Source organism: Actinosynnema mirum DSM 43827 (genome assembly GCF_000023245.1).
Lineage (GTDB): Bacteria > Actinomycetota > Actinomycetes > Mycobacteriales > Pseudonocardiaceae > Actinosynnema > Actinosynnema mirum.
The window spans coordinates 3,093,117-3,114,927 of sequence record NC_013093.1 but is presented as its reverse complement, the minus strand read 5'-3'; the positions used below and the strand labels follow the sequence as shown (position 1 = coordinate 3,114,927).

19 protein-coding genes, 1 pseudogene and 1 riboswitch are annotated in these 21,811 nt (G+C 73.9%); of the genes and pseudogenes, 9 read left to right on the top strand and 11 right to left on the bottom strand.

Features of this window, described 5'->3' with window-relative positions:
* Positions 1-54: 54 nt before the first annotated feature.
* Positions 55-960 (bottom strand): TIGR03564 family F420-dependent LLM class oxidoreductase, encoded by a 906-nt coding sequence (locus AMIR_RS13580; RefSeq protein WP_015801539.1) that lies wholly within the window; start codon positions 958-960, stop codon positions 55-57.
* Positions 961-1,052: 92 nt separating this feature from the next.
* Here AMIR_RS13580 and AMIR_RS13575 point away from each other — a divergent pair, with 92 nt between their 5' ends.
* The 4 genes and pseudogenes from AMIR_RS13575 (at position 1,053) to AMIR_RS13565 (ending at position 4,647) form a co-directional block, all read left to right on the top strand.
* The gene (locus AMIR_RS13575; protein ID WP_015801538.1) at positions 1,053-1,604 is read left to right on the top strand and encodes a TetR/AcrR family transcriptional regulator; all 552 of its coding nucleotides are present in this window, start codon (positions 1,053-1,055) and stop codon (positions 1,602-1,604) included.
* Positions 1,601-1,939 (top strand): annotated as a pseudogene (locus tag AMIR_RS43210) (phosphotransferase); the annotation flags it as partial. The gene AMIR_RS13575 and the pseudogene AMIR_RS43210, both read left to right, overlap by 4 nt.
* A 147-nt stretch (positions 1,940-2,086) precedes the next feature.
* Complete coding sequence (locus AMIR_RS13570; protein WP_222840729.1) at positions 2,087-4,117, top strand: ATP-binding protein; 2,031 nt, start codon at positions 2,087-2,089, stop codon at positions 4,115-4,117.
* Positions 4,114-4,647, top strand: coding sequence for a putative immunity protein (locus AMIR_RS13565; protein WP_015801536.1), 534 nt, complete (start codon positions 4,114-4,116; stop codon positions 4,645-4,647). Before AMIR_RS13570 ends, AMIR_RS13565 begins: the two co-directional genes overlap by 4 nt.
* On the opposite strand, the gene AMIR_RS13560 is transcribed toward AMIR_RS13565, so the two are convergent.
* Entirely contained in the window at positions 4,644-4,925 is a 282-nt protein-coding gene (locus AMIR_RS13560; RefSeq protein ID WP_015801535.1) for a DUF4287 domain-containing protein, read from the bottom strand. The genes AMIR_RS13565 and AMIR_RS13560 overlap by 4 nt on opposite strands.
* Before the next feature lie 110 nt (positions 4,926-5,035).
* Entirely contained in the window at positions 5,036-5,749 is a 714-nt protein-coding gene (locus tag AMIR_RS13555; RefSeq protein ID WP_015801534.1) for an MBL fold metallo-hydrolase, read from the bottom strand.
* Positions 5,750-5,843: 94 nt separating this feature from the next.
* Between AMIR_RS13555 and AMIR_RS13550 the strand changes: the two genes are divergently transcribed.
* The gene (locus AMIR_RS13550) at positions 5,844-6,422 is read left to right on the top strand and encodes a TetR/AcrR family transcriptional regulator (RefSeq protein ID WP_015801533.1); all 579 of its coding nucleotides are present in this window, start codon (positions 5,844-5,846) and stop codon (positions 6,420-6,422) included.
* 148 nt (positions 6,423-6,570) lie between these two features.
* Here AMIR_RS13550 and AMIR_RS13545 read toward each other — a convergent pair whose 3' ends face one another.
* The 3 genes from AMIR_RS13545 to AMIR_RS13535 are packed head-to-tail and all read right to left on the bottom strand — an operon-like array spanning position 6,571 to position 9,430.
* Positions 6,571-7,344, bottom strand: coding sequence for an ABC transporter ATP-binding protein (locus tag AMIR_RS13545; RefSeq protein ID WP_015801532.1), 774 nt, complete (start codon positions 7,342-7,344; stop codon positions 6,571-6,573).
* The gene (locus tag AMIR_RS13540; protein ID WP_015801531.1) at positions 7,341-8,363 is read right to left on the bottom strand and encodes a FecCD family ABC transporter permease; all 1,023 of its coding nucleotides are present in this window, start codon (positions 8,361-8,363) and stop codon (positions 7,341-7,343) included. The genes AMIR_RS13545 and AMIR_RS13540 overlap by 4 nt, the downstream gene beginning before the upstream one ends.
* Positions 8,360-9,430 (bottom strand): ABC transporter substrate-binding protein, encoded by a 1,071-nt coding sequence (locus tag AMIR_RS13535; RefSeq protein WP_015801530.1) that lies wholly within the window; start codon positions 9,428-9,430, stop codon positions 8,360-8,362. Before AMIR_RS13535 ends, AMIR_RS13540 begins: the two co-directional genes overlap by 4 nt.
* Before the next feature lie 78 nt (positions 9,431-9,508).
* Positions 9,509-9,590: riboswitch (cobalamin riboswitch) on the bottom strand.
* 137 nt (positions 9,591-9,727) lie between these two features.
* Between AMIR_RS13535 and AMIR_RS13530 the strand changes: the two genes are divergently transcribed.
* Together AMIR_RS13530 and AMIR_RS13525 are read left to right on the top strand one after the other, a co-directional pair.
* On the top strand, positions 9,728-11,002 hold the full coding sequence (locus AMIR_RS13530) for a hypothetical protein (RefSeq protein ID WP_143760718.1): 1,275 nt from the start codon (positions 9,728-9,730) through the stop codon (positions 11,000-11,002).
* Between the two features lie 3 nt (positions 11,003-11,005).
* Positions 11,006-11,497 carry an O-methyltransferase gene (locus AMIR_RS13525; protein WP_015801528.1) on the top strand — a complete coding sequence of 164 codons (492 nt, stop codon included), beginning with the start codon at positions 11,006-11,008 and terminating at the stop codon, positions 11,495-11,497.
* Between the two features lie 9 nt (positions 11,498-11,506).
* Here AMIR_RS13525 and AMIR_RS13520 read toward each other — a convergent pair whose 3' ends face one another.
* From AMIR_RS13520 to AMIR_RS13510, 3 genes are all read right to left on the bottom strand, one after another.
* Complete coding sequence (locus AMIR_RS13520) at positions 11,507-13,267, bottom strand: SdrD B-like domain-containing protein (protein ID WP_015801527.1); 1,761 nt, start codon at positions 13,265-13,267, stop codon at positions 11,507-11,509.
* Positions 13,268-13,360: 93 nt separating this feature from the next.
* Positions 13,361-14,407, bottom strand: coding sequence for a glycoside hydrolase family 43 protein (locus AMIR_RS13515; protein ID WP_015801526.1), 1,047 nt, complete (start codon positions 14,405-14,407; stop codon positions 13,361-13,363).
* 166 nt (positions 14,408-14,573) lie between these two features.
* On the bottom strand, positions 14,574-15,635 hold the full coding sequence (locus AMIR_RS13510; protein ID WP_015801525.1) for a GDSL-type esterase/lipase family protein: 1,062 nt from the start codon (positions 15,633-15,635) through the stop codon (positions 14,574-14,576).
* A gap of 213 nt (positions 15,636-15,848) precedes the next feature.
* On the opposite strand from AMIR_RS13510, the gene AMIR_RS13505 reads away from it, so the two are divergent.
* Both AMIR_RS13505 and AMIR_RS13500 read left to right on the top strand, forming a co-directional pair.
* Complete coding sequence (locus AMIR_RS13505; protein WP_015801524.1) at positions 15,849-17,138, top strand: sensor histidine kinase; 1,290 nt, start codon at positions 15,849-15,851, stop codon at positions 17,136-17,138.
* Positions 17,102-17,782, top strand: coding sequence for a response regulator transcription factor (locus tag AMIR_RS13500; protein ID WP_015801523.1), 681 nt, complete (start codon positions 17,102-17,104; stop codon positions 17,780-17,782). The genes AMIR_RS13505 and AMIR_RS13500 overlap by 37 nt, the downstream gene beginning before the upstream one ends.
* A 541-nt stretch (positions 17,783-18,323) precedes the next feature.
* Here AMIR_RS13500 and AMIR_RS13495 read toward each other — a convergent pair.
* Together AMIR_RS13495 and AMIR_RS13490 are read right to left on the bottom strand one after the other, a co-directional pair.
* Positions 18,324-20,891: an FtsX-like permease family protein gene (locus AMIR_RS13495; RefSeq protein ID WP_015801522.1), complete on the bottom strand. Its 2,568-nt coding sequence runs from the start codon at positions 20,889-20,891 to the stop codon at positions 18,324-18,326.
* Entirely contained in the window at positions 20,891-21,730 is an 840-nt protein-coding gene (locus AMIR_RS13490; protein WP_015801521.1) for an ABC transporter ATP-binding protein, read from the bottom strand. Before AMIR_RS13490 ends, AMIR_RS13495 begins: the two co-directional genes overlap by 1 nt.
* Positions 21,731-21,811 lie beyond the last annotated feature (81 nt).

The window sequence follows — 21,811 nt, the reverse complement described above, 5'->3', positions numbered from 1 at the left end:
CCGCGGGGCCGTGGCTCGCGACCGGTGTGCGGGCCGCGCGGTGAGCGGGGTGGTCTAGCCGAGGTGGGCGAGCAGGGCCGTGGTGCGGGCTCGTTCGGCGGGGGTGCCGAAGGGCGCGGCCATGAACTCGGTGGCGCCCGCGTCCCGGAAGCGGGCGAGGGCTCGGGTCACGGCTTCCTCGTCGCCGACGAGGGCCACGTCCGCCGGTCCCGCCGCGCCCTCCCGGTCGAGGACGGCCCGGTACTCGGGGACCTGACCGGCGAGCCCGAACCGGTCGGCGACGCGGGCGCGGGCGTCGTCCGGGTGGTCGGTCACGCACACCGGCAGTCCGGCGACGACCTGGGGCGCGGTCCGGCCCGCTCGCGCGGCGGCGGTGACGAGCTGGGGGACGACGTGCTCGCCGAGGTTCCCGGGGCCGGCCATCCAGGTGATCGCGCCATCGGCGGCTTCCCCGGCGAGGCGGACCATGCGCGGTCCGAGGGCGGCGAGCAGCACGGGCGGGGCGGGCGTGGCGGGCACGGCGACGGCGCCCACCGCGGTGATCCACCGCCCCCGGTGCTCGACCTGCTCGCCGTCGAGGAGCGGGCGGAGCGCGGTGAGGTACTCGCGCATCCGGGCGACGGGCCGGTCGACGGGGAGCCCGAACGCGCCGGACACCATCATCCCGATGCCCGCGCCGATCCCGAGGGTGAACCGCCCTCCGGTGGCGGCCTGGGCGGTGAGCGCCTGGGCGGCCAGCACCAGGGGGTGGCGCTGGGGGACGGGGACGACGGCGGTGCCCAGCGCGATGCCCGGCGTGGCGGCGCCCGCGACCGCGATGGCGGTGACGGCGTCCCAGCCGGTGGCCTGGCTGATCCACGCGCGGGCGAGCCCGGCGTCGGCCGCTTCCCGCACCTGGCCGACGAGGTCGTCGAACGCGCTGCTGCCCCGGACGTCCCCCGCGGCCACGCTGATCTTCATCTTGCGCTCCCCCGCCCATTGAAACGGGGTGGGCACCCCGTTTTCGGTCGGTACGATACGGAGGACCCACCCCACTTGGCAAGGAGCCCACGATGCCACCACGTCTGCGCTCGGACGCGCGCCGCAACCGCGACCGGTTGCTGGAGGCGGCGAACGAGGTGATCGCCGAGTCGGGGCCGGACGCGTCGCTGGAGGAGATCGCCCGGCGGGCCGGGGTCGGGTCGGCGACCCTGCACCGGCACTTCGGTGGTCGGGCGGAGCTGCTGGAGGCGGTGCTGCGGGAGCGGGTGGAGGCGTTGTGCGCGCGGGCGGGGGTGCTGGCGGGCGAGTTGTCGTCGGGTGAGGCGCTGGTGGGGTGGTTGCGGGAGGTGGTCGCGCACGCGGCGATCTCGCGGGGCTTGGGCGCGGCGCTGACCGGGGGCGGTTACGAGCCGGTGTTCTCCCCGCACACGGCCGTTCGGGCGGCGGCGCTGGGGCTGCTGGCCCAGGCGCAGCTGGAGGGGGCGGTGGCGCGGGGCGTGAGCGTGGACGACGTGCTGCAGCTGGCGAACGGGGTGGCGCTGGCGGCGGAGTCGCAGGACGATCCGGCGGGGCGGGCGGAGGCGCTGATGGTGGTGGTGGCGAACGGTTTGCTGGTCCGGTGAACGCGCCGGGGAGGTGGGAGGCGACGGCGGACCTGGTGCGTCTTCTGGTGGCCGAGGCCCACCCGGACCTGGCCGTGCGCCTGCCGGTGCTGAACGACGAGTCGGCGGTGCTGCCGGCCACCGCTCACCTGTCCCGCGCGGCCGACGAGGTGGATTCCGTTGCCCTGCAAGACATCTGGTCAGACGCGGTAAACGCCCCGGAATGGGAAGCCCCTCCCGTCCGGCTGCACGGCGACCTCCCCCCGGCGAACGTGATCACCAACAACGGCGCCCTGACCGGCGTGGTCGACTTCGGCGAGATGCGCGCGGGAGACCCGGCGGTGGACCTGTCCGCAGCCTGGAAACCCCTGGCGGCCAACCCACCTGGGCCCCGCAGGCCACCGAACCCTGCGCCGCCCGCGAGGGCTGCCGGACAGCTGATTCCGCTCCCCCGGCAGCGCTTCCCGGCTACCGTGGTCCTCCCCCGACCCCGAGGTGCCCAGATGCCCGAGCCCACCCCCCTGCCCGCGTTACCCGCCAAGCCCCGCCGCCTCCCTCCCGAACCCACCAGGTTCGTCGGGCGTGACGCCGAGCTGGACCGCCTCGACATGGCCCTCCACGCCGCCCAGGCCGAGGGCGTCCCGCCGGTCCTGGCGCTCGCGGGCGCCGGAGGCGTGGGCAAGACGTGGCTCGCGGTGCGGTGGGCGCACCGGAACGCCGGGCGCTTCCCCGACGGGCAGCTGTTCGTCGACCTGCGCGGGTTCACGCCGGACGGGGCGCCGATGGAGACTTCCGTCGCGGTGCGCGGGTTCCTGGACGCGTTGGGGGTGGAGCCCTCGCGCATCCCGACCGACCTGCACGACCAGGCCGGGCTCTACCGGAGTCTGCTCGCGGACCGGCGGGTGCTCGTGGTGCTGGACAACGCGGCGTCCGCCGAGCAGGTCGCGCCGCTGCTGCCCGGTGGCCGCTCCAGCGCGGTCATCGTCACCAGCCGCAACGCCCTGCGCCCGCTGTTCGTCCAGCACGACGTGCACCACGAGCGCCTCCCGCCCCTGACCGCCGACGAGGCCGAGGCGCTGCTGACGGCCCGCCTTGGCGCGCAGCGGGTGGCGGAGGAGCGCGAGGCGGTGGCCGAGCTGGTGTCGTTGTGCCGGGGGTCGGCGCTCGCACTGGCGCTGGTGGCCAGCCGGGCCCGGTTGCGGCCCAGAGCGCCGCTGGCCGGGTTCGCCGCCGAGCTGCGCGAGTCCGGGCTGGCCGCGCTGGACGACGACGACCCCGCGGTCAGCCTGCCCGCCGTCCTGTCCTGGTCGTACGACGCGCTCCCCCCGGAGCGCCGCCGCCTGTTCGCGCTGATCGGCCTCTCCCCCGGCCCCGACCTGTCCCGCGAGGCCACCGCGAGCCTCGTCGACCTCCCGCCCTCCGCCGCCGCGCAGGCGTTGCGCGCGCTGGAGGAGGCGTCGCTGCTGGAGCAGGACGACCGGGGCCGCTACTCGATGCACGACCTGGTGCGGGTGCACGCGCTGGCCGTGGCCCACGAGGCGCTGGACGCGGACGAGCGGGAGGCCGCGCTGACCCGCCTGCTGGACCACTACGCCCGCACCGCCCACGCCTGCGACCGCCTCCTCGCCCCGCACCGCCAACCGCTCCCCCTCCCGCCACCGGCGCGCGGCGCGCTGGTGCGGCCACCGGCGGGCACGACCGAGGCGATGTCGTGGCTGGCCGAGGAGCACCCGAACCTCCTGGCCGCGCAGGAGAGCGCCGCGGGCGCGGGCGAGCACCACACGGCGTGGCTGCTGGCGTGGGGCGCGGACTCGTTCCACGGCCGCTGCGGCCACCTGCGCGACCGGGTCCTCACCTGGCAGCGCGCGGTCGAGTCGGCCGAGCACCTGGCCGAACCGATGCCGCTGATCCGCGCCAACCGCTTCCTCGGCCGCGCCCTCGCCCACCTCGGCAGGCACCGGGCCGCGGTGGTGCACCTGCACAAGGCCCTGGCGCTGGCCGAGGCCGGTGACGACCGCTCGGAGCGCGCCCACTCGCACCGGATGCTGGCGTGGGTGCGCTGCGAGGTCGGCGACGACGAGCGCGGCCTGGCGGACGCCCGGCTGGCCTGCGAGCTGTTCCGCGACCTGGACCAGCCGGTGTGGGAGGCGGCGGCGCTGACCTACCGGGGCCTGCTGACCGCGCGCCTGATCGACCGGGCGGCGGGCCGCGCGGACTGCGAGGCCGCGCTGGAGCTGTACCGGGCGCACCCGAACCCCGACGGCGAGGCCACGACCAGGCACTACCTGGCCGCGATCGAGCACGGCGACGGCAGGCACCGGGAGGCGGTGGGGCACTGCGCCGAGGCGCTGCGGTTGTACCGGGGGCTGCACAACACGAACATGACGGCGGACGTGCTGGAGCAGCTCGGCGAGGCGCACGCGGCGCTGGGCGCGGAGGACGCGGCGCGGGTGGCGTGGAAGGAGGCGCTGGTGCTGTACGAGGGGCAGGGGCGGGAGGACGCGGCGGGGCGGGTTCGGGGGGTGCTGGGGTGAGCGGCGGGATCGAGCTGACCACCGACGAGCTGCGCGCGGTCACGGCCTACGCGGTGGCCTGCGCCGAGCCCGCGCTCGCGCGGTTCGAGGCGCGGCGGCCCGGTGACGGCAGGCCGCGCGAGGCGGTGGTGGCGGCTCGGGCGTTCGCGGACGGCGGCAGGCGGACCAAGGCCATCCGGGACGGGGCGTGGGCGGCGCAGCGGGCGTACGGGGAGGCTCGGGACGCGCGGGACCCGGTGGCCGCCGAGGCGGCGCGGGCGGCCGTGGCGGCGGCGGGCGCGGCGTACCTGCACCCGCTGGCCAAGGCCACGCAGGTGCCGCACATCCTCGGCGCCGCCGCGCACGACGCCCTGTCCGCCGAGCTGGACTCGGGGGACGCCGCCGCGGTGCTGGAGCGGGCGGAGGCGATGGCGGGCGCGACCGTGGTCGCGGTGCTGCGGCGCTACCCGGACGCCCCCGCCGGGCGGGGGCGGGCCGGGGAGCTGACGCGCCTCCTGGACGCGGCGCTGCGGCGGCGCGCGGACGGCTAGCGGTTGGCCTTGCCGTCCAGGCGCAGCTCGTTGCTCGGGTCGCTGTGCGCGGTGCCGGTGCCGACGTGCTTGTCGTCGATCCGCGTGCCCTTCTTGATCACGTGCACGAGCGCCATCGCGTGCCCCCGCCCGAGTTCGTAGTCGTCCTTGAGCCACTGGACGATCTCGCCCGCCTTGGTGTCGGCGCCGTACCCGCGCTCGCGGGCCTCGGCGACCAGGTCCGCGGGGATCTTGCCGGTCTTGGTCTCGATCGCGTCCAGGTAGGCCTGGAAGGACATGGTGCGCTCCTGGGGTGGTGACGGGTGCGGTTCCGGAGCGCCACTCTAGGAGGTGGGGCGGGCGGGGGCTTCTCCAGAACTGATCGGTTCCGGGGAGGCCCCCGAGCCGCCTAACCGCGTGCCGCCCCGACCGCCGCCAGCGCCGCCGGGACGCCGTTCGACCACGGCGCGCCGTGTCCGGGGAGCACCCACTTCGCCTCGACGTCCGCCAGGCGCGCCAACGACTCCAGCGCCCGCTCCGGCTCGTCGGTGAACGGCGCGGGCCGGGGGCCGAGCTCGCCGGTCAGGACGTGGCGGGTGGTCAGCGCGTCGCCGACGAGCAGGGCGTCGGCGATCGGGACGTGCACGGCCAGGCTGCCGGGCGAGTGGCCGGGCAGGGCGATGACGCGGGGCGCTCCCGGCAGGTCCAGCACCTGGCCGTCGTGCACCTCGACCACCTCGGTGAGGTAGGTGGTGCGCAGGCCGCCCTTCCTGACGCCGTACCAGAGGAAGCCCAGCAGGGGGCCGAGCTTGGTGCCGCCCCACTCGGGCTTCGACTTCACCTCGCCCCTGGCCCGCGCGGCGTCGGCGGGGTGGACGTGGACCGGGACGCCGTGGTCGCGGCGCAGGCGCTCGGCGAAGCCGATGTGGTCGGTGTCGCCGTGGGTGAGGACCACGCCGCGCACGTCGGCCAGGCCGCGGCCGATCGACTCCAGTTCCGCCAGCAGGTCGCGCCAGTGGCCCGCCATGCCCGCGTCCACGACGGTGATCCCCTCGTCGGTGACGATCAGGTAGGCCGCCACGACGTCGTTCCCGATGCGGTGGAGGTGGGGGCCGAGTCTCATCGCTGTCGCTCCTGGGTCGCTAGACTGTGATGGCTAACTTACGTAGCCATCATGGCTAACGTCAATAGCCATCGTTCAGGGGAGGAGGGCGACCGTGCCGACGCCCGATCGCACGTCCGTCGCCGAGATCGTCCGGGCGGGGCGGGATCTGCTGGAGTCGCGCGGCGCCGCCGGGCTGATCATGCAGGCGGTCGCCGAGCGGGTCGGGGTGCGGGCACCGTCGCTCTACAAGCGCGTGCGCAACCGCGAGGAGCTCGTCGTCCTGATCACCGAGGCCACGGCGGACGACCTCGGGGCGCTGCTCGCCTCCGCCGCCGACGACCTCGCGGGCGCGGACGCGCTGGCCGCGATGGCGCGCGCGATCCGCGTGTTCGCGCACGAGCGGCCGGTCGGGTTCGCGCTGGTCTTCAGCTCCGGGGTCGCGATGGCGCAGCCGGTGCTGGCGCGGGTGGCGGCACCCGTGCTGCGGGCCTCGGCGGCGCTCGTGGGGCAGGAGCGGGCGCTGGACGCGGCGCGCACGTTCACCGCGTGGGCGCACGGGTTCCTGACCATGGAGCTGGGCGGCGGGTTCACCCTGGGCGGCGACGTCGACCGGGCCTACGAGTACGGCGTCACCGTGCTCACCGACGCGCTGCGCGGGCGGGGCGCGAGCCCGACCCCGGCGGACGGGTGAGGAACCGACCCCGGCGGACGGGTGAGGGCCCGACGAGCGGGTGAGGGCCCGACGGGCGGGTGAGCGCCCGACGAGCGGGGGCAGGCCCGACAGGCGGGTGAGCGCCCGACAGGCGGGTGAGCGCCCGACGGGCGGGGGCGGGCCCGCCCTAGCGCCCGACCCCCAGGTACCGCACGTGCGGTCGCCCGTCGACGCCGGTCGGGGTCACCTCGGCGCGGACCCCGTAGACCTCGCCGATCAGCTCCGCCGTCAGCACCTCCTCCGGCCGCCCGGTCGCCACCACCTTCCCGGCGCGCAGCACCACCAGCCGGTCGCAGTGCATGGCCGCCAGGTTCAGGTCGTGCAGCGCGATCACCGCCGTCACCGGCAGCGACACCACCAGCCCGAGCAGCTCCAGCTGGTGCTGGATGTCCAGGTGGTTGGTCGGCTCGTCGAGCAGCAGCTCCTCCGGCTCCTGCGCCAGCGCCCGCGCGATCTGCACCCGCTGCCGCTCCCCGCCCGACAGCGTGTGCCACGACTGCCCGGCGTGCCCGGTCAGCCCGGTCCGCTCCAGGGCCTGGGCGACCGCCGCCTCGTCCCGCGCCGTCGGCCCGGCCAGCAGCTTGCGGTGCGGCACGCGCCCGAGCCGCACGACCTCGGACACGGTCAGCTCGACCTGCGTCTCCGCCTGCTGCGCCACGACCGCGAGCCGCCGCGCCAGCTCGCGCCGGGAGCGGCCCAGCGGTTCGCCGTCCAGCGTCACGACGCCCGCCGTGGGCGCGAGCACCCCGCACAGCAGCCGCAGCAGCGTCGACTTCCCGGCGCCGTTCGGCCCGAGCAGCCCGGTCGTGCTGCCCGGCTCCAGATCCAGGGTCACCCCGTCGACGATGACCTTGCCCCCGGTGACCCTGCGCACCGAGCGGGCGGCCAGTCCCGCGCTCACGACACCCTCCCCGCGCGCGCCAGCACCACGATGAACGCGGGCACCCCGATCAGCGAGGTCAGCACCCCCACCGGCACCTCCTGCGGCTCCAGCACGGTCCGCGCCGCCGTGTCCACCCACACCAGGAACACCGCGCCGGTCAGCGCCGTCACCGGCAGCAGCCGGGTGTGCGCGGAGCCGATGATCGCGCGCGTCGCGTGCGGCAGCACCAGGCCGACGAACCCGACCGCGCCCGCCACGCTCACCAGCGCGGCGGTCAGCAGCGCGGTCACGCACAGCAGCACCACCCTGGTGCGCCCGACCCGGACCCCGAGCGCGGCGGCGGCGTCCTCGCCGAACGCGAACGCGTCCAGCGCCCGCCCGTGCCCGACGCACACCACCAGCGAGAACGCCAGCACCACCGCGCACACCGCGACGTCGGTCCACGAGGCCCCGGCCAGCGACCCGAGCAGCCAGAACAGCACGCCCTTGGTGGTCTCGGCGTCGGCGGCGGTGAGCACGATGAACGAGGTCAGCGCCGAGAACAGCTGCATCGCCGCGACCCCGCACAGCACGACCCGGTCCACCCGCCCGCCGAGCGCCTGGCTGAGCAGCAGCACCAGCGCGAACGAGCACACCGCGCCCACGAACGCCCCGGCGGACAGCGTCACCGCGCCACCGCCGATGCCGAGCACCACCACGACCACGGCCCCGGTCGACGCGCCCGAGGACACCCCGAGCACGAACGGGTCGGCCAGCGGGTTGCGCAGCAGCGACTGGAGCACCACGCCGCACACCGCGAGCCCGGCCCCGCAGACCGCGGCGAGCAGGGTCCTGGGCACGCGCAGGTGCCACACGATGCCGTCGCGCAGCGGCGACAGCGAGGAGCTGCCCCAGCCGAGGTGGGCGAGCACGGTCGTCCAGACGTCGGAGACGCCGATGCCCGCCGGTCCGAACGTGACCGCGAGCGCGACGGACACCAGCAGCAGCGCCAGCCCGCCGACGACCGCGAGCCACAGCGGCGCGCGGCGCGCGGTCACCCGCCGAGCCCGAAGCGGCGCAGGGCCTGGGCCACGGTCTCCACGGCGCCGACGGTGCGCATGGTCGGGTTCATGGCCTGGCCGGTGAGCAGGACGTACCGCTTCTCCTTGACGGCCGTCATCTGCGCCGTGACCGGGTTCGACTCCAGGAACGCGATCTTGGCGGCGCCGGTCTCGGCGGTCTGCGAGCGGCGGGTGAGGTCGCCGATGACGAGCACGTCCGGGTCGCGCTCGGCGACGGCCTCCCAGTTGATCTGGGGCCACTCCTCGCGGGTGTCCTGGAACGAGTTGCCCGCGCCGAGGGCCTTGACGACCACGCCGGGCGCGCCGCAGCAGCCGCCCATGTAGGGGGCCTCGGAGTTGGCGAACCAGAACATCAGGTCGACGCCCTCGGCCTTGAGGCCGTCGGTGGCGGCGCTCATGCGCTGCTGGAGCGAGGCGACCAGGTCGTCGCCGCGCTGCGCGACGCCGAAGACCTTCGCGAGGTCGCGGATCTCGCCGTAGACGTCGTCCATGGTCAGCGGGGTGGTGCGGACGCCGTCGCCGTCGCCGCTGTTGTCCTTGGCGCCGCAGTCGGTGGGCGAGAGGTAGGTGGGGACGCCGAGCTGCTCGAACTGGTCGCGGGTGGCGACGCCGCCGGTGCCGAGGACGGACTCGAAGGAGGCGGCGACGAAGTCGGGCTCGGCCTCCAGGACGCGCTCGAACGAGGGCGCGTTGTCGGCCAGGCGCGGGACCTTCTCGTTCGCGGCGGCGTACTCGGGCAGGACCGGGTCGGTCCAGGTGGCGGTGCCGACCATGCGGTCCTGGAGGCCGAGGGCGTACATGATCTCGGCGCTGCCCTGGTTGAGCGCGACGGCGCGCTTCGGGGGCTCGGCGACGGTGATCTTCCGGCCGCAGTTGTCCAGGGTGACGGCGGTGTCGGCGGCGGCGGGGGCGTCCTGCGCGGGGGCCGAGGAGCAGGCGGTGGCGGTCGCGGCGGCGAGCGCGACGAGCAGGGCGGTCGAGCGCAGGGGCTTGAGGCGCCGGGTGGTGGGGCGCGGGGGTGTGGCGGGGCGTGCTGGGCGCACAGCGGTTCCTCACGTCGAGGGCTCGGTCGCGGAGCCCGTCCGTACGGTGTCCCCCGCCTCGGGGGCGGGGAGCTAGTCGGGTACTCGGACTCGGCGCCCGGCTCTCCCGCCGGACCACCTCACCGCTGCGCGTCAGTCCCGGATTCGCACCGGGTTCCCCCGCCTGGTCCACTGCGGACCGGCTCTAGCCGGTGGAGAAGCTAACACAGACGGGTGAAGGTCTTGACGGTTGCAACAGTGCAGGCAGAGTGCGTGGAATGACCGCGCGTGACCTTCCTGACCAGGTATGAAGGGATCATGCCTGAGGAAGTGCCGGACACCGGGGAAGCGGCGAGACCCGAGCGATCGGGTGGTGAGGCGGACGCCACACCCCGGCAGGCAGGCGACGCCTCGAAGGGGCTCGCCGAACCGCCGGAGCCCCCGGCGTGGGCGGTCTGGGCGGCTCGGGTGATCGCGGTGGGGGTCGTGGTCCCGGCGCAGCTCGTCTGGGAGTGGCTGAAGCTGACCGCGCGGGCCGCCCGCGCCGTCGTGCTCCGCCCCCTGGCGGCGCTCGCCCGACTGGTCGGCCGCGGCTTCGGCCGGTCGGGGAGGTTCCTGCGCGAGCGCGCCCTGCGGCCCCTTCGCCGAGGGCTCGCGGCGGCGTTCCGGCACCTGGTCACCCGCCCGGCGCGCGCCCTGCTGCACCTGCTGGGCCGGGTGCGGGCCGCGCTGTTCCGGGGGTTGCACAGCGTGTTCACCCGGCTCGGCCAGGGCGCCCGGTCGTCGGGGCGGGGCCTGCGCCGCTGGGTGCTGCGCCCGCTGGGCAGGCGGGTGCTGCTGCCGCTGGCGCGCGGGGCGCTGACGGTCCTGGAGGTCGGTCTCGACGGGCTCGCGCACGGCGTCGAGTGGGTCTGCGGGCGGCTCTACCGCTTCGCCCTGCGGCCGATCGGCCACGGCGCCCGCTGGGGTTTCCGCAGGTCGGCGGTGGTGCTGCGGGTGGCCGGGCGGGGTGTGGCGCGGGTGCTGCGCGGGGTGCGGGACGTGCTGGCGGCCGGGGTGCGGGTGCTGGTGGCGCGACCGCTGGAGTGGGTGTGGGACGAGATCGTCGTGCGCCTGGCGCGGTGGGCCCGCGACGGGGTGCGGCTGCTGCTGCGGGGACTCGGGTGGGTGGCGCGCGGGATCGGGCGAGGGCTCGCCGAGGTGGCGCGGACCGCGTGGGCGGTCGTGCGCCGGGTGGTGGTGGCGCTGGCGCGGCTGGTGGTCGGGAGCCTGGTGTGGGCGCACCGGCGGGTCGGGGCGCCGCTCGGGCGCGGGCTGCGCGCGGTGGGGCGGGTGCTGGTGGTCGCGCCCGCGCGGTGGGCGTACCGGGAGGTGCTGACGCCGGTCGGGCACGCGCTGCGCGCGGTCGGGCGTGGGGTGCACGCGGTCGGGCGTGGGGTGCGGTCGGCCGGGCGTGGGGTGCGGTCGGTGTGGCGCTCGGTGGTGGTCGCGCCCGCGCGGTGGGTGCGGGAGTCGGTGATCGTCCCGGTGCGGCTGGCCGGGCGGCGGGTGCGCGTGCAGCTGCGCGCGGCTTTCGGGTGGAAGAAGGGGTGACGGGTGTACGGGTCGGAGCAGGGGTGGCGGGACGTCGACGGGTACAGCACGGTCTGGTTCGCGCGGGCGGTCGGCGCGGGCGGGTCGGTGACCACGCTGGAGGTGGACGAGCGGTGCGCCGAGGTGGCGCGGGCGAACTTCGTGGCGGCCGGGGTGGCCGACCGGGTGGAGCTGCTGCCGGGTCCGGCGGCGGAGAGCGCGCGGGAGGTGGGGGTGGAGCCGTTCGACGTGGTGTTCACCGACGCGGACAAGCCCGACGACCCGGTGTGCCTGGAGGCGGCGCTGCGGCTGTCGCGGCCGGGGACGGTGATCGTGGCGGACGACGTGGTGCGCGACGGGGCGGTGGTGGACGCGGGCAGCGCGGACGCTCGGGTCCAGGGGAGCCGGGCGCTGATCGAGGCGCTGGGGCGGGACGAGCGGGTGGTGGCGGCGACGGCGTCGCAGACCGTGGGAGTGAAGGGGTGGGACGGGTTCGCGCTGGCGGTGGTGCGGTAGGCGGGGGGTTCAGGCGCGTCCGCGACCGCGTCGCAGGCCGCTGACGCCGTAGCCGACCAGACCGAGTCCGAGCAGCGCGACGGCGACCGGCAGCAGGGCGCCCCACCTGAGGCCGGTCCAGGCCAGCGCGTCGAGGTCGGGGAGCAGGCCGCCCGCCTGGGCGTCCGGGGCGGTGGGCATCGGCACCACCATCGTGGACGCGGCGGAGCTGCTGGGGGCGAGCACCGGGCCGCCCGGCGCGGGGGCGGCGTCGGCCAGTCCGGCGTCGAGACCGGTCACCCGCGCGCCGGACGCGGCGCCGGTGTCGAGCACCGGGACCCGCGTCGAGCCGCTGACCAGGTCGAACGCGCCGGAGACGAGCAGCATCCCGGCCGGTGGGGTGACGACGAGGTCGTGCTCGCCCACCTCCAGGCCGTCGAACAGGTAGCCGCCGTCGGGGCCGGTGGTCGTGCCGCCGGTCGTGGTGCCGCCGGTCGTGGTGCCGCCGGTCGTGGTGCCGCGGGTGGTCGTGTCGCCGGTCCCGACGAGTTCGACGCGCACGCCCGGCAGGCCCGGCTCGTCGGGGTCGCGCACGCCGTCCCGGTCGGCGTCGACCCAGACCACGCCTGCGGCCGAACCGAGCAGGTCGCCGAAGTCGCGGGTCGCGCCGCGCCCGGCGGTCACCGTCAGGTTCACCTGGTTGGGAGTGCTGGAGCCGTAGCCCTCGGGCTGCTCCTCGACCAGCGTGTAGTCACCGGCCGGGACGCCCACGAACAGGTAACCCCCGCTCGGGTCGGTGACCGCCCGGCGCTCACTGCCGTCGACGCCGCTGAGCAGCACCCCGACACCGGGGGCGCGCGCCTCGTCCTGGTCGGGGACGCCGTCCGCGTCGTCGTCGTGGAACACCACCCCGCCCACGGCGTCGCCGCGCTCGCCGAACCCGTTGTAGCGGCTGGTGGCCCCGGCCCCGAGCACGATCCCGGCGAGGGTGTCCGGCGGAAGCGCCACCCCGCCGCCGGTGCCCGGCGTGTCGACGCCGTCGGCGTAGTCGGAGGGCTGCCGCTCGGTGACCGCGTACGCGCCGGAGGGCAGGTCGCGGAACAGGAAGTACCCGTCCGGGTTGGTGGTGGTCACGGCGTGCGCGGCGCCCGAGAGGACCAGGGAGGCCGAGGCGACGCCGGGTTCGGCGGGGTACTCGCGCTGGCCGTTGTTGTTGTCGTCCCGGTAGACGGCCCCGTCGACCACTCCCCCGACCTGGCCGAACGCGTACCCGGTGGCGCGGGCGCCGTCCACGAGGACGATGCCGTCGACGGCGCCGGGGGTGGAGGCGTCGCCGCCCGCGTCACCGGCGGCGGCGCGGGCGGGGCGGTAGCGGGTGGGGTCGGCTTCCAGGCGGTAGGTCCCGGCGGGGAGGCCGGTGAAGCGGAACGCGCCGGTGGGGTCGCTGGTGGTGGTGACGCGGGTGGCCGGGTCGGTGGCGGTGGCGGTGGCGGTGGCGGTGGCGGTGGCGGTGGCGGTGGCGGTGGCGACGAGCGTGACGGGGACGCCGCCCAGGCCCGGTTCGTCGGGGTCGCGGACGCCGTTGGTGGTCTGGGCGGGGTCGTGCGGGTCGTAGCGGTCGCTGTAGACGGTGCCGGAGAGCTCGGCGGTGGGGGCCGCGAGCGGGAACGCGGAGGCGGGGGCGGGCGTCGGGGTCGCGGCGAGCGCGGCGCAGGTGCAGGCGGTGAGGACGAGGGCTGCGAGGGCGGCGATCGGCGGGGTGCGGCGCGAGCGGCCGGTGCTGGCGCGCATGGGGTGTTGGGCTCTCCCTGCCGGTCAACGGGGTCAGCATGGACTATGGGCCATGCCGGGCGGGGTGACCAGGAAGTCCCCCGGATCGAGTGATCATCCGTTGGGGTGGGCGGCGCGGACGCGGCTCAGCTCGTCGGCGGTGACCGGGAGCACCGAGCCGTGCCTGCTGCCGGTGGGCAGCTCGGCGGCGGCGGAGGGCGTCCAGCGGCCGGAGGCGAGGTCGTCGGTCTCGAACGGGACGTAGCCGCGCCCGAGGAACTCGTCGACGAACATGTGCCAGCGCCCGGAGTTGTTGTCCTGGAACAGGGTCGCCCCCTCCCCCATCGCGATGTCGCCCCGGCCGAGGCAGTCGGCGACCTTGCCGTAGGGGCCGAAGAACGAGCGGCCACGCTCCTGGAACACGAACTTCCCGCACGGCGCCTGGGACTGCTCGCGCTCATCCTTGGTGAACCGGAAGAACTGGCCCCGGTCGGTGACGACGGTGGTGTCGATGACGGCGTGGCCGGGGTCGATCCAGACGCGCTGGGGGCTGAAGGTCCGGAAGTCGGTGGTGGTGGAGTAGAGGACGCGGTTGTAGCTGGGGCCGGTGTGCTGGGGGTCGGTGCGGGGGTAGAGGTTCGAGGCCCAGAAGACGACGTGGCGCCGGGTGGCGGGGTCGTAGAAGACCTCGGGGGCCCAGACGTTGCCGACCGTGTCGTCCCCGACCTCGGCGAGGCGGGGAGCCGACCAGGTGACCAGGTCGGGCGACTCCCAGATGACGATGTTGCGGCTGCCGTGGCGCTGGGCGTGGTCCCAGGAGGGGCCGTTGTGCATCTTGGCGTCGGTGGTGATGAGGAGGAAACCGCCGTCGCGCTTGCGCATGAGGAACGGGTCGCGGGCGCCGGTGGTGCCGGTGGTGGAGGTGAGGACGGGGGCGCCGTTGTTGAGGGTGTCGTAGCGGAGGGGGTCGTTTCCGCGGCTGGTGGCGAGGTAGACGCGCTCGCCGGTGGGGGTGCCCTCGCCGAGGAAGTAGGCGAAGAGGTAGCCGGCGTAGGTCTGGGCGGAGGGGGTGGTGGCGGCGGAGGGGGTGGTGAGGAGAGCGAGGGCGAGGGCGACGAGCGCGGCGAGGGCGGTCCTGCGGAACGCGGGGCGGTGGGTCATCGGCATCTCCGCGGGGCACGCGCCGGACGACCCCGTCGCCGCCCAGCCGGGTTCACGAGCGTCGGGGCGGGTGGGGGCGCGTGTCAACGTCGGGCGGGGGCGCTTCACCCTGGGTGGGCGGGGCCGTTCGGGCAGGTGGTGGTTCGTGGTGACGGGCCGGGACGGGTCAGCCGTCTGCGAGGCGGAGGGTGTTGTTCTCGGGGACGCACAGGGCGGTTTTGCGGGTGGTGGTGGCGAATTCCGCGGTGCAGGTCGCCATGTGGGCGTAGCCCTGCGCGGTGGGGTGGAAGGACTGCTGGGCTGCGCGCAGGACTGCGTCTTCCGGGGCTTGGGCCAGGTCGCGGAGGGCTTCCGGGGTGATGGTCAGTCTGCGTTGCCACTCGTTGGTCGGGTCGTCGCCCTGGCTGCACGCCTCGTGGCCCTCGGCTGCTCTTGAGAGGTCCAGGAAGCGGGTGTTGGTGCGTTCTGCCGCGCCGCGTAGGGCGTCTGAGAGTTGGGGGACGGCTTCCAGCCTGCCGTAGGCGGCGTCTTCTGGTTTCAGGGGGCAGCCCTGGGCGACGCTGCGGAAGCGGTCGATCTTCTCGGTCACCGGGGAGGCGTAGGAGAGCAGGATCAGGGTGTAGTCGGCCTCGGTGTAGCCGGCCTCGGTCATGGCGGTTCGGATGTCGCGCAGGGCGGTTTCGACTTTGGGGGTCATCGCGTTGAGGCGGGATGGCCAGGATTTGCGGAGGTCTTCGCGGCAGCCCTTGCCGAAGGGGTTGAGCCAGGCCAGGACGCAGGAGACCACGGTTTCGGCGAACTGGGGGGCGTCGTTGGCGCCTACCTGGACCAGGACCGTGGTCACGCGGTACCGCTTGGCCAGGGCGGTGAGTCTGCGGGCCTGGGAGCCCTCGGTGTTGTGGGTGGTGTCGGCCAGGGAGACGTTGGTCGAGTCCGCGCCCGAGCAGGCCAGGTTGAACGAGTGGGTGGCCAGGGCGGTGTGGTGGACCAGGGCGTGCGGGGAGCGGTGGCACCAGTTGCCGTTCGCGCCGTTGGTGTCGTGGGTGTAGTCGCCCGCGCCCTCGCCTGCCATGGCGCTGTCGCCCAGGGAGACCACCGCGGTTTCGCGGGGGTCCATCGGGTCGCGGGTCGTGGAGGTGGCGAGGAGGATGCTGGCTGAGAGCAGGAGCAGGAGCAGGGTGGCAGCTGCTGCGGTGGTGGTGGTCAGGGTGAGAGTTTTGCGTGGCAAGGCGCCCCCCTGGGTGTCCTGGTGGGGATGATTCCGGTTGGGGGCGAGGGGGCGAACCCCTGGGTTGAGGTGGGTGCACCCCTAGTGAGGGGCGTGACGTTTAGGGGTGACCCCTGAAGTGGACAGGGCCCCTTCGGGGGGACTCCGGACGGTGCTCGGGTCGCTACGCTTGGCGTGTTGACCCCCTCGGCGGACGGCGGAGCGCTGGTTCGGATGGACAGCCCCTGGAGTGAGCACCCGCGCCTGGCGTTGCGCGCCACGGCGCAGGGGCTGCTGCTCGTGGCCAGCGCGTTCGCGTCGCTGGTGGTGGTGATCCTGACGGTGCTGTCGGTCGCGTTCCTGGTGCTGGGCGTGGGTGTGCTGCTGGTGCCGGTGGCGGTGACCGCGCTGCGGTGGACGGCCAACCAGAGCAGGCGGCTGGCCAGTGCGGCCGGGGTGGAGATCGTGCGGCCCTACCTGCCTCGGCCCGAGCCGCCCGAGGGTGTGCTGGACGTGGTGCACCGGACGTACTGGTTGCTGCGGGACCCGGCCACGTGGCGGGACTTGGGGTGGGCGGTCGGGAACACGTTCCTGGGGTTCCTGGCCGGGTTGTTCCCGGTGACGACGCTCGCGTACGCGGTGCAGTGCACGGTGGTGACGGGATCGGCCTGGGCGTTCTTCGGGGACGCCGGGGAGTGGTTCCTGGGGATCTTCATGCCGTTCGGGGGCGTGCCGGGGATGGTGCTGTCCCTGGGCATCGGGGTCGTGTCGTTGGCGACGTGGCTGTTCGGGTCGCACTGGGTGGTGCGGGGGCACGCGCTGCTGACCAACGCGCTGCTGTCGCCGACGCGGCGCGCGCTGCTGGCGGATCGGGTGCAGGAGTTGTCGGACACGCGGACCGAGATCATCGACGTGCAGGCTGCGGAGCTGCGGCGGATCGAGCGGGATCTGCACGACGGGGCGCAGGCGCGGCTGGTGGCGATCGGGATGAAGCTGGGGGCGGCGGACCGGTACCTGGAGTCCGATGTGGACGCGGTGCGGACGTTGCTGCTGGAGGCGCGCGAGGCGTCGGTGAAGGCGTTGGAGGAGTTGCGGAACCTGGTTCGGGGCATCCACCCGCCGCTGCTCGCGGAGCGGGGGTTGGGGGCGGCGATCGAGGCTCTGGCGTTGGAGAGCCCGTTGGACGTGGAGCTGGCGGTGGACTTGCCGAGGCGGTTGTACGCGCCGTTGGAGTCGGCGGCGTACTTCGCGGTGTCGGAGCTGCTGACGAACGCGGCGAAGCACTCGAACGCCCGGCACGTGGGGATCGTGGCCCGGTTGACCGAGGAGAAGCTGATCATCTCGGTGAGCGACGACGGGCGTGGTGGGGCGAGTGTGAACGGGGGGACTGGGCTGCGGGGGATCGCGCGTCGGTGCGCGTCGTTCGACGGTAGCCTTGATGTTCGGAGTCCGGTCGGGGGACCAACTGTCGCGATCTTGGAGCTGCCGTGCGCGTCGTCCTCGCCGAGGACCTCTATCTACTGAGGCAAGGTCTGGTCCAACTGCTGGAGTCCCACGGGTTCGAGGTGGTGGCCGCGGTGGACAACGGGCCGGAGTTGTTGGCGGTGCTGGTGAAGGAGCGGCCCGATGTGGCCGTGGTGGACGTTCGGTTGCCGCCCACGTTCACCGATGAGGGGATCCAGGCCGCGCTGGAGGCTCGGAGGCAGGTTCCAGGGCTTCCGGTTCTGGTGCTGTCGCAGCACGTTGAGAGCTTGTACGCGCGGGAGTTGTTGGCGGACGGGGCTGGGGGGATCGGGTACCTGTTGAAGGACCGGGTGTTCAACAGCGACCAGTTCGTGGACGCGGTTCGGCGGGTTGCGGCGGGTGGGACGTCGATGGATCCGCAGGTGATCTCGCGGTTGTTGGCCGGGAACGCTCGGCGTGGGCCCATGGCGATGTTGACGCAGCGGGAGCGGGAAGTGCTGGCGTTGATGGCCGAGGGGTTTTCGAACGCGGCCGTCGGGCAGCAGTTGGTGATCAGCCAGGGGGCTGTCGCCAAGCACACGACCAGTATTTTCACGAAGTTGGGGTTGAACCAGTCCGATGATCACAATCGGCGGGTTCGGGCGGTTTTGGCTTATTTGAACGATAAGAACCCCAACCCGGCCGGGGAGCAGCCCCGACGGTAGGGGGTGGGTGGGGTCTGGATCAAGGGCGAAGAGCTGAAGGGCAAGAGCTGAAGATCAAGGGCGAAGAGCTGAAGATCAAGAGCTACAAGCACGCCTCGCCGGCGGGGCAGACCTCCAAAAAAGAGGGGACACGGGCTCTGCCGGCCGGTGGCCGTTGGGGTGGTGGTGCGGTTTACCCCTGCGGTGGGCGGGGTCCCTCTTCTCCGTGTGGCCTCCTTTCAGGCAAGCACAGGCGTCAAGACGCCGTTGGGCACCCCGGTCTTCCGGGCGGTGCGGCGGCGTCTTGACACCTGCGCTCGGGCTTCGCCAGGCCAAACGGAGAAGAGGGACGCGGGTGGCTGAGCTGCGGGCTCGCTGCGCTCGCCCCGCAGCCCGCGAGTGCGGTTGGCTTGGAGTGCTCAGCGCACAAGGGATCGCCCTGGGCTCTTGGCCTGGGCGATCCCTTGTGGTTCCCCGTGCGGGTCCCTGAGGACCTTGGTTGGGTGGGACCCGGAGCCAGGGGGAGAGGCTCCGGGTCCCGTGGGGTGTGGAGAGTGGTCTTCTAGTCGGCGGCCTTCGCTGCTTCCGCCGGGGGGATGCGGAGGAGTTTCCTTGCGGGGAGCAGGGTTGCGCCCAGGGTTAGGGCGAAGGCGCCCACTGCCACGCCCAGGAAGATGAAGACCGAGCCTGAGGGGAACGGGCTTTCCAGGACCACGATGCTGAACGGCATCAGGGTGGCGATGGAGGCGACCGAGCCGAGGATGATGCCGATGGTGGCGATCACCGAGGCCTCGATGCCCAGCATCCACATGACCTGGCGTGGGGTTGAGCCGATCAGGCGCTGGACGCCCAGTTCGCGCTTGCGGGACGCCGTCGCGGTGACGAGGGTGTTCGCCACGGAGATCAGGGCGTAGCCGCTCACCAGGCCCACGAGGAGGTAGTTGACCCAGGTTTGGGTCTTGCTGCCCTCTGCCGGGGTGATGATGGTGTCGCGGTCGCCCACTACGGCGCCTGGGATGTTCGCGACCTTCTCGGCCACAGCGGTTGCCAGGGCGTCGGTGCCGGTGCCTTCCTTGCCCGCCACCAGGATCTGGCGGACCATGCCCGTGGTGCTGTGCTTCGCGGCCAGGGTTGCCGGGACGACGATGCTCTCGTAGCCGCTCTTCGCCTCGTAGAGGGCGACGATGGTGACCTCGGCGGGGGTGCGGTCGCCCATGCGGAGGGTGACCTTGTCGCCGATGCCCACGTTCATGTCCGCCGCCTGCTCCACGGGGAGGACCGCGGTGTCGCCGGTGAGCTTGGCGAGGTCGCCTTCCACCGGGGTGATCCCGGTGATCAGGGACGCGTTCTGGGCGTCCACGCCCTGGATGGGCCAGGGGCTCTCGACGTGGGAGCCGTCGTAGGGCTTGTCGATCCAACCGGCGCTGGTGGTGTAGTGGGAGGCTGCTTCCACGCCCTCGACCTGGCGGACCTGCTCCACGACGCTCGGGTCGAAGCCGCCGGTGGTGGAGGAGACGACCGCGTCGGCGCGGAGGTCTTCCGCGAACCACTTGACCGCCGCGGCCTCCTGGGTGGTGGAGGTGTAGAAGTTCGCCAGGGCGATGCCCACCGCGAGCATCACGGGGGTGACCGCGGCGGCCATGCGGATCGAGCGGAGCTTCATGTTGTTGTTCGCCAGGTAGCCCTCGATGCCGCTGAAGGCCCTGACCGGGATGGACAGGAGCTTGCCGAGGACCTTGGTGAGGCCGGGGCTGATCAGGGCGAGGGCGAGGGCCCAGGCCATGACCGCGGGGCCTGCGGTGGCGGAGGCGACCGGGCCCGTCATGACGGTGCCGGTGACGATGAAGAGGGCGATGCCCATCGCGAAGAAGATCACCGCGAAGAACACCCTGGGGAAGGTGACCCACTTGCGCTGCACGGCCGCTTCCGCGAGGGCCTCGGCCGGGTTGACCTTGGAGGCGCGGGAGCTGGTGATGCGGGCCGCCACCAGGGCGGTGAGCAGGGCGACGAGTGGGCCGATCAGGTAGGCGAGGAAGCCCTGGTGGTGCTCGACCACCGGGGAGATGACGCCTGCGTCGGAGACCAGGGAGAAGAGCAGGGGGCCGATCAGCCAGCCGGGGAGGCAGCCGAGGAGGGCGGCGATGACGGAGATGAAGAACGCCTCGCCGACGATCATGCGGCGGACCTGCTTGGGGGTGGCGCCGATGGCGCGCAGGGTCGCCACCTCGCGCTGGCGCTGCTGGATGGAGAGGCTGAGGGTTCCGCTGACCACGAACATGGCGATGAAGACCGCCATGCCGCCGAAGACGCCGGCGAGGGGGATCAACTGGGCCCGGCCGCCTACGGCTTCCGGGTGCTCCGCCACGCCTCGGTCGCCGTCGGCCAGGACGATGTACGGCTGGCCCGCGAGCTTGTCCTCCACGGTCTCCAGGACGGTGTCGACGTCGGCGCCGGGCTTGAGGAACAGGCCGTAGGCGCTGATGTCGCCGCCGCGCAGGCCGAGGGAGGGGATGGCCTCGGAGGAGAAGAAGAGCAGGGACTGGGGGTCGTTGCGGGCGGGCGAGGTGAGGCCGGAGACGGTGAAGGCGCTCGGCTTGCCCTTGGTGAGGACGTCGACCTCGTCGCCGACTTTGACGCCGGCGAGCTGGGCGGTGGCGCTGTCCAGGACGACGTCTCGGTTGCCGGTGGGCTCGGCGCCGTCGGTGATGCGGTACGGGCCCAGCTCGGCGGAAGCCCAGTCGTGGCCGAGGGACTGCGCGCCGACCTGGACGGGCTTGCCGTCGCGGACGACGGTGGCGGCGATGTTGGTCTCGCCGACGACGCGCTCGACGCCGTTGACGGACTCCAGCTCACCGGCCAGGTCCTCGGGCAGCCACTGGCGCTCGGCCAGCGCGACGGTCTTCATGTTCTTGAGGTCGTTCGGGTCCTCGTTCGGCACGAGGTAGGCCTGCCTGCCGCTGACCACGACGGGCGCGGCGGCGGTGCGCTCCGCCGGGACGGCGATGCGGATGGCGGTCTCCATCAGGCCCGCGCTGGCGATGACCAGGCCGGAGCCGAGCATGACCGCGATGAAGGTCGCGACGAACGCGCTCTTGCGGAAGCGCAGGGTGCGCAGGGCAAGACCCCACATCAGTACTCACCCCTGGGGCCGCGCTGGTTCGCGCTGGAGCTGAGGTCGAAGGAGCGGCGGGGCTGCTCGACGAGCGCGGTGAGGTGCGTCATCCGGTCGGCGACGGCCTCGGGGGTGGGGTTGTGGATGTCGCTGATGACCTGGCCGTCGATGAGGAACACGACGTTGTCGGCGTGCGAGGCGGCGACCGGGTCGTGGGTGACCATGATGATGGTCTGGCCGGTGACCATGACGGACTCGCGCAGCAGGTCCAGGACCTCCAGCGCGGTGCGGGTGTCGAGGGCGCCGGTGGGCTCGTCCGCGAACACGACGGGCGGCTCGGCCACCAGGGCGCGGGCGATCGCGACGCGCTGCTGCTGACCGCCGGACAGCTCGCTCGGCAGGTGGCCGCGGCGCTGGTCGAGACCGACCCGGCGGATCACGTCGGCGACGCGGCCGTGGTCGATGCGGCGGCCGGCGAGCTTGAGCGGGAGCGTGATGTTCTGCTCCACGGTGAGCGCGGGCAGGAGGTTGAAGCTCTGGAAGATGAACCCGACGCGCTCGCGGCGCAGCTCGGTCAGGGCCACCTCGTTCTTGCCGGTGAGGTCGACGCCGTCCAGGATCACCGCGCCGGTGGTCGGGACGTCGAGACCGGCCGCGCACTGCAGCAGGGTGCTCTTGCCCGAGCCGGACGGGCCCATGACGGCGGTGAAGCTGCCGTAGCCGAACGAGATGTCGACCCCCCGCAGCGCCTCGACGGCGTTCTCGCCCTTGCCGTAGGTCTTGCGGACGGAGTCCAGGCGCACGGCCGCCCTGGCGCTCCCGCCGCCCTGTGGTTCCCTGCGCCTGTTGCCGAACATGGTCACTCTCCCAGCGCTCGTTTCTCTTCGATCCCGTTGTGGTGTTGTGGACAACGCTATTGGCGAGATCGTTTGCGTGCC

Bases quoted from the DNA above. Each gene is read 5' to 3' on its own strand.
- AMIR_RS13580 (WP_015801539.1), bottom strand. From the start codon at position 960: ATGAAGATCAGCGTGGCCGCGGGGGACGTCCGGGGCAGCAGCGCGTTC.
- AMIR_RS13575 (WP_015801538.1), top strand. From the start codon at position 1,053: ATGCCACCACGTCTGCGCTCGGACGCGCGCCGCAACCGCGACCGGTTG.
- AMIR_RS13570 (WP_222840729.1), top strand. From the start codon at position 2,087: ATGCCCGAGCCCACCCCCCTGCCCGCGTTACCCGCCAAGCCCCGCCGC.
- AMIR_RS13560 (WP_015801535.1), bottom strand. From the start codon at position 4,925: ATGTCCTTCCAGGCCTACCTGGACGCGATCGAGACCAAGACCGGCAAG.
- AMIR_RS13555 (WP_015801534.1), bottom strand. From the start codon at position 5,749: ATGAGACTCGGCCCCCACCTCCACCGCATCGGGAACGACGTCGTGGCG.
- AMIR_RS13530 (WP_143760718.1), top strand. From the start codon at position 9,728: ATGCCTGAGGAAGTGCCGGACACCGGGGAAGCGGCGAGACCCGAGCGA.
- AMIR_RS13520 (WP_015801527.1), bottom strand. From the start codon at position 13,267: ATGCGCGCCAGCACCGGCCGCTCGCGCCGCACCCCGCCGATCGCCGCC.
- AMIR_RS13515 (WP_015801526.1), bottom strand. From the start codon at position 14,407: ATGACCCACCGCCCCGCGTTCCGCAGGACCGCCCTCGCCGCGCTCGTC.
- AMIR_RS13505 (WP_015801524.1), top strand. From the start codon at position 15,849: ATGGACAGCCCCTGGAGTGAGCACCCGCGCCTGGCGTTGCGCGCCACG.
- AMIR_RS13495 (WP_015801522.1), bottom strand. From the start codon at position 20,891: ATGTGGGGTCTTGCCCTGCGCACCCTGCGCTTCCGCAAGAGCGCGTTC.
- AMIR_RS13490 (WP_015801521.1), bottom strand. From the start codon at position 21,730: ATGTTCGGCAACAGGCGCAGGGAACCACAGGGCGGCGGGAGCGCCAGG.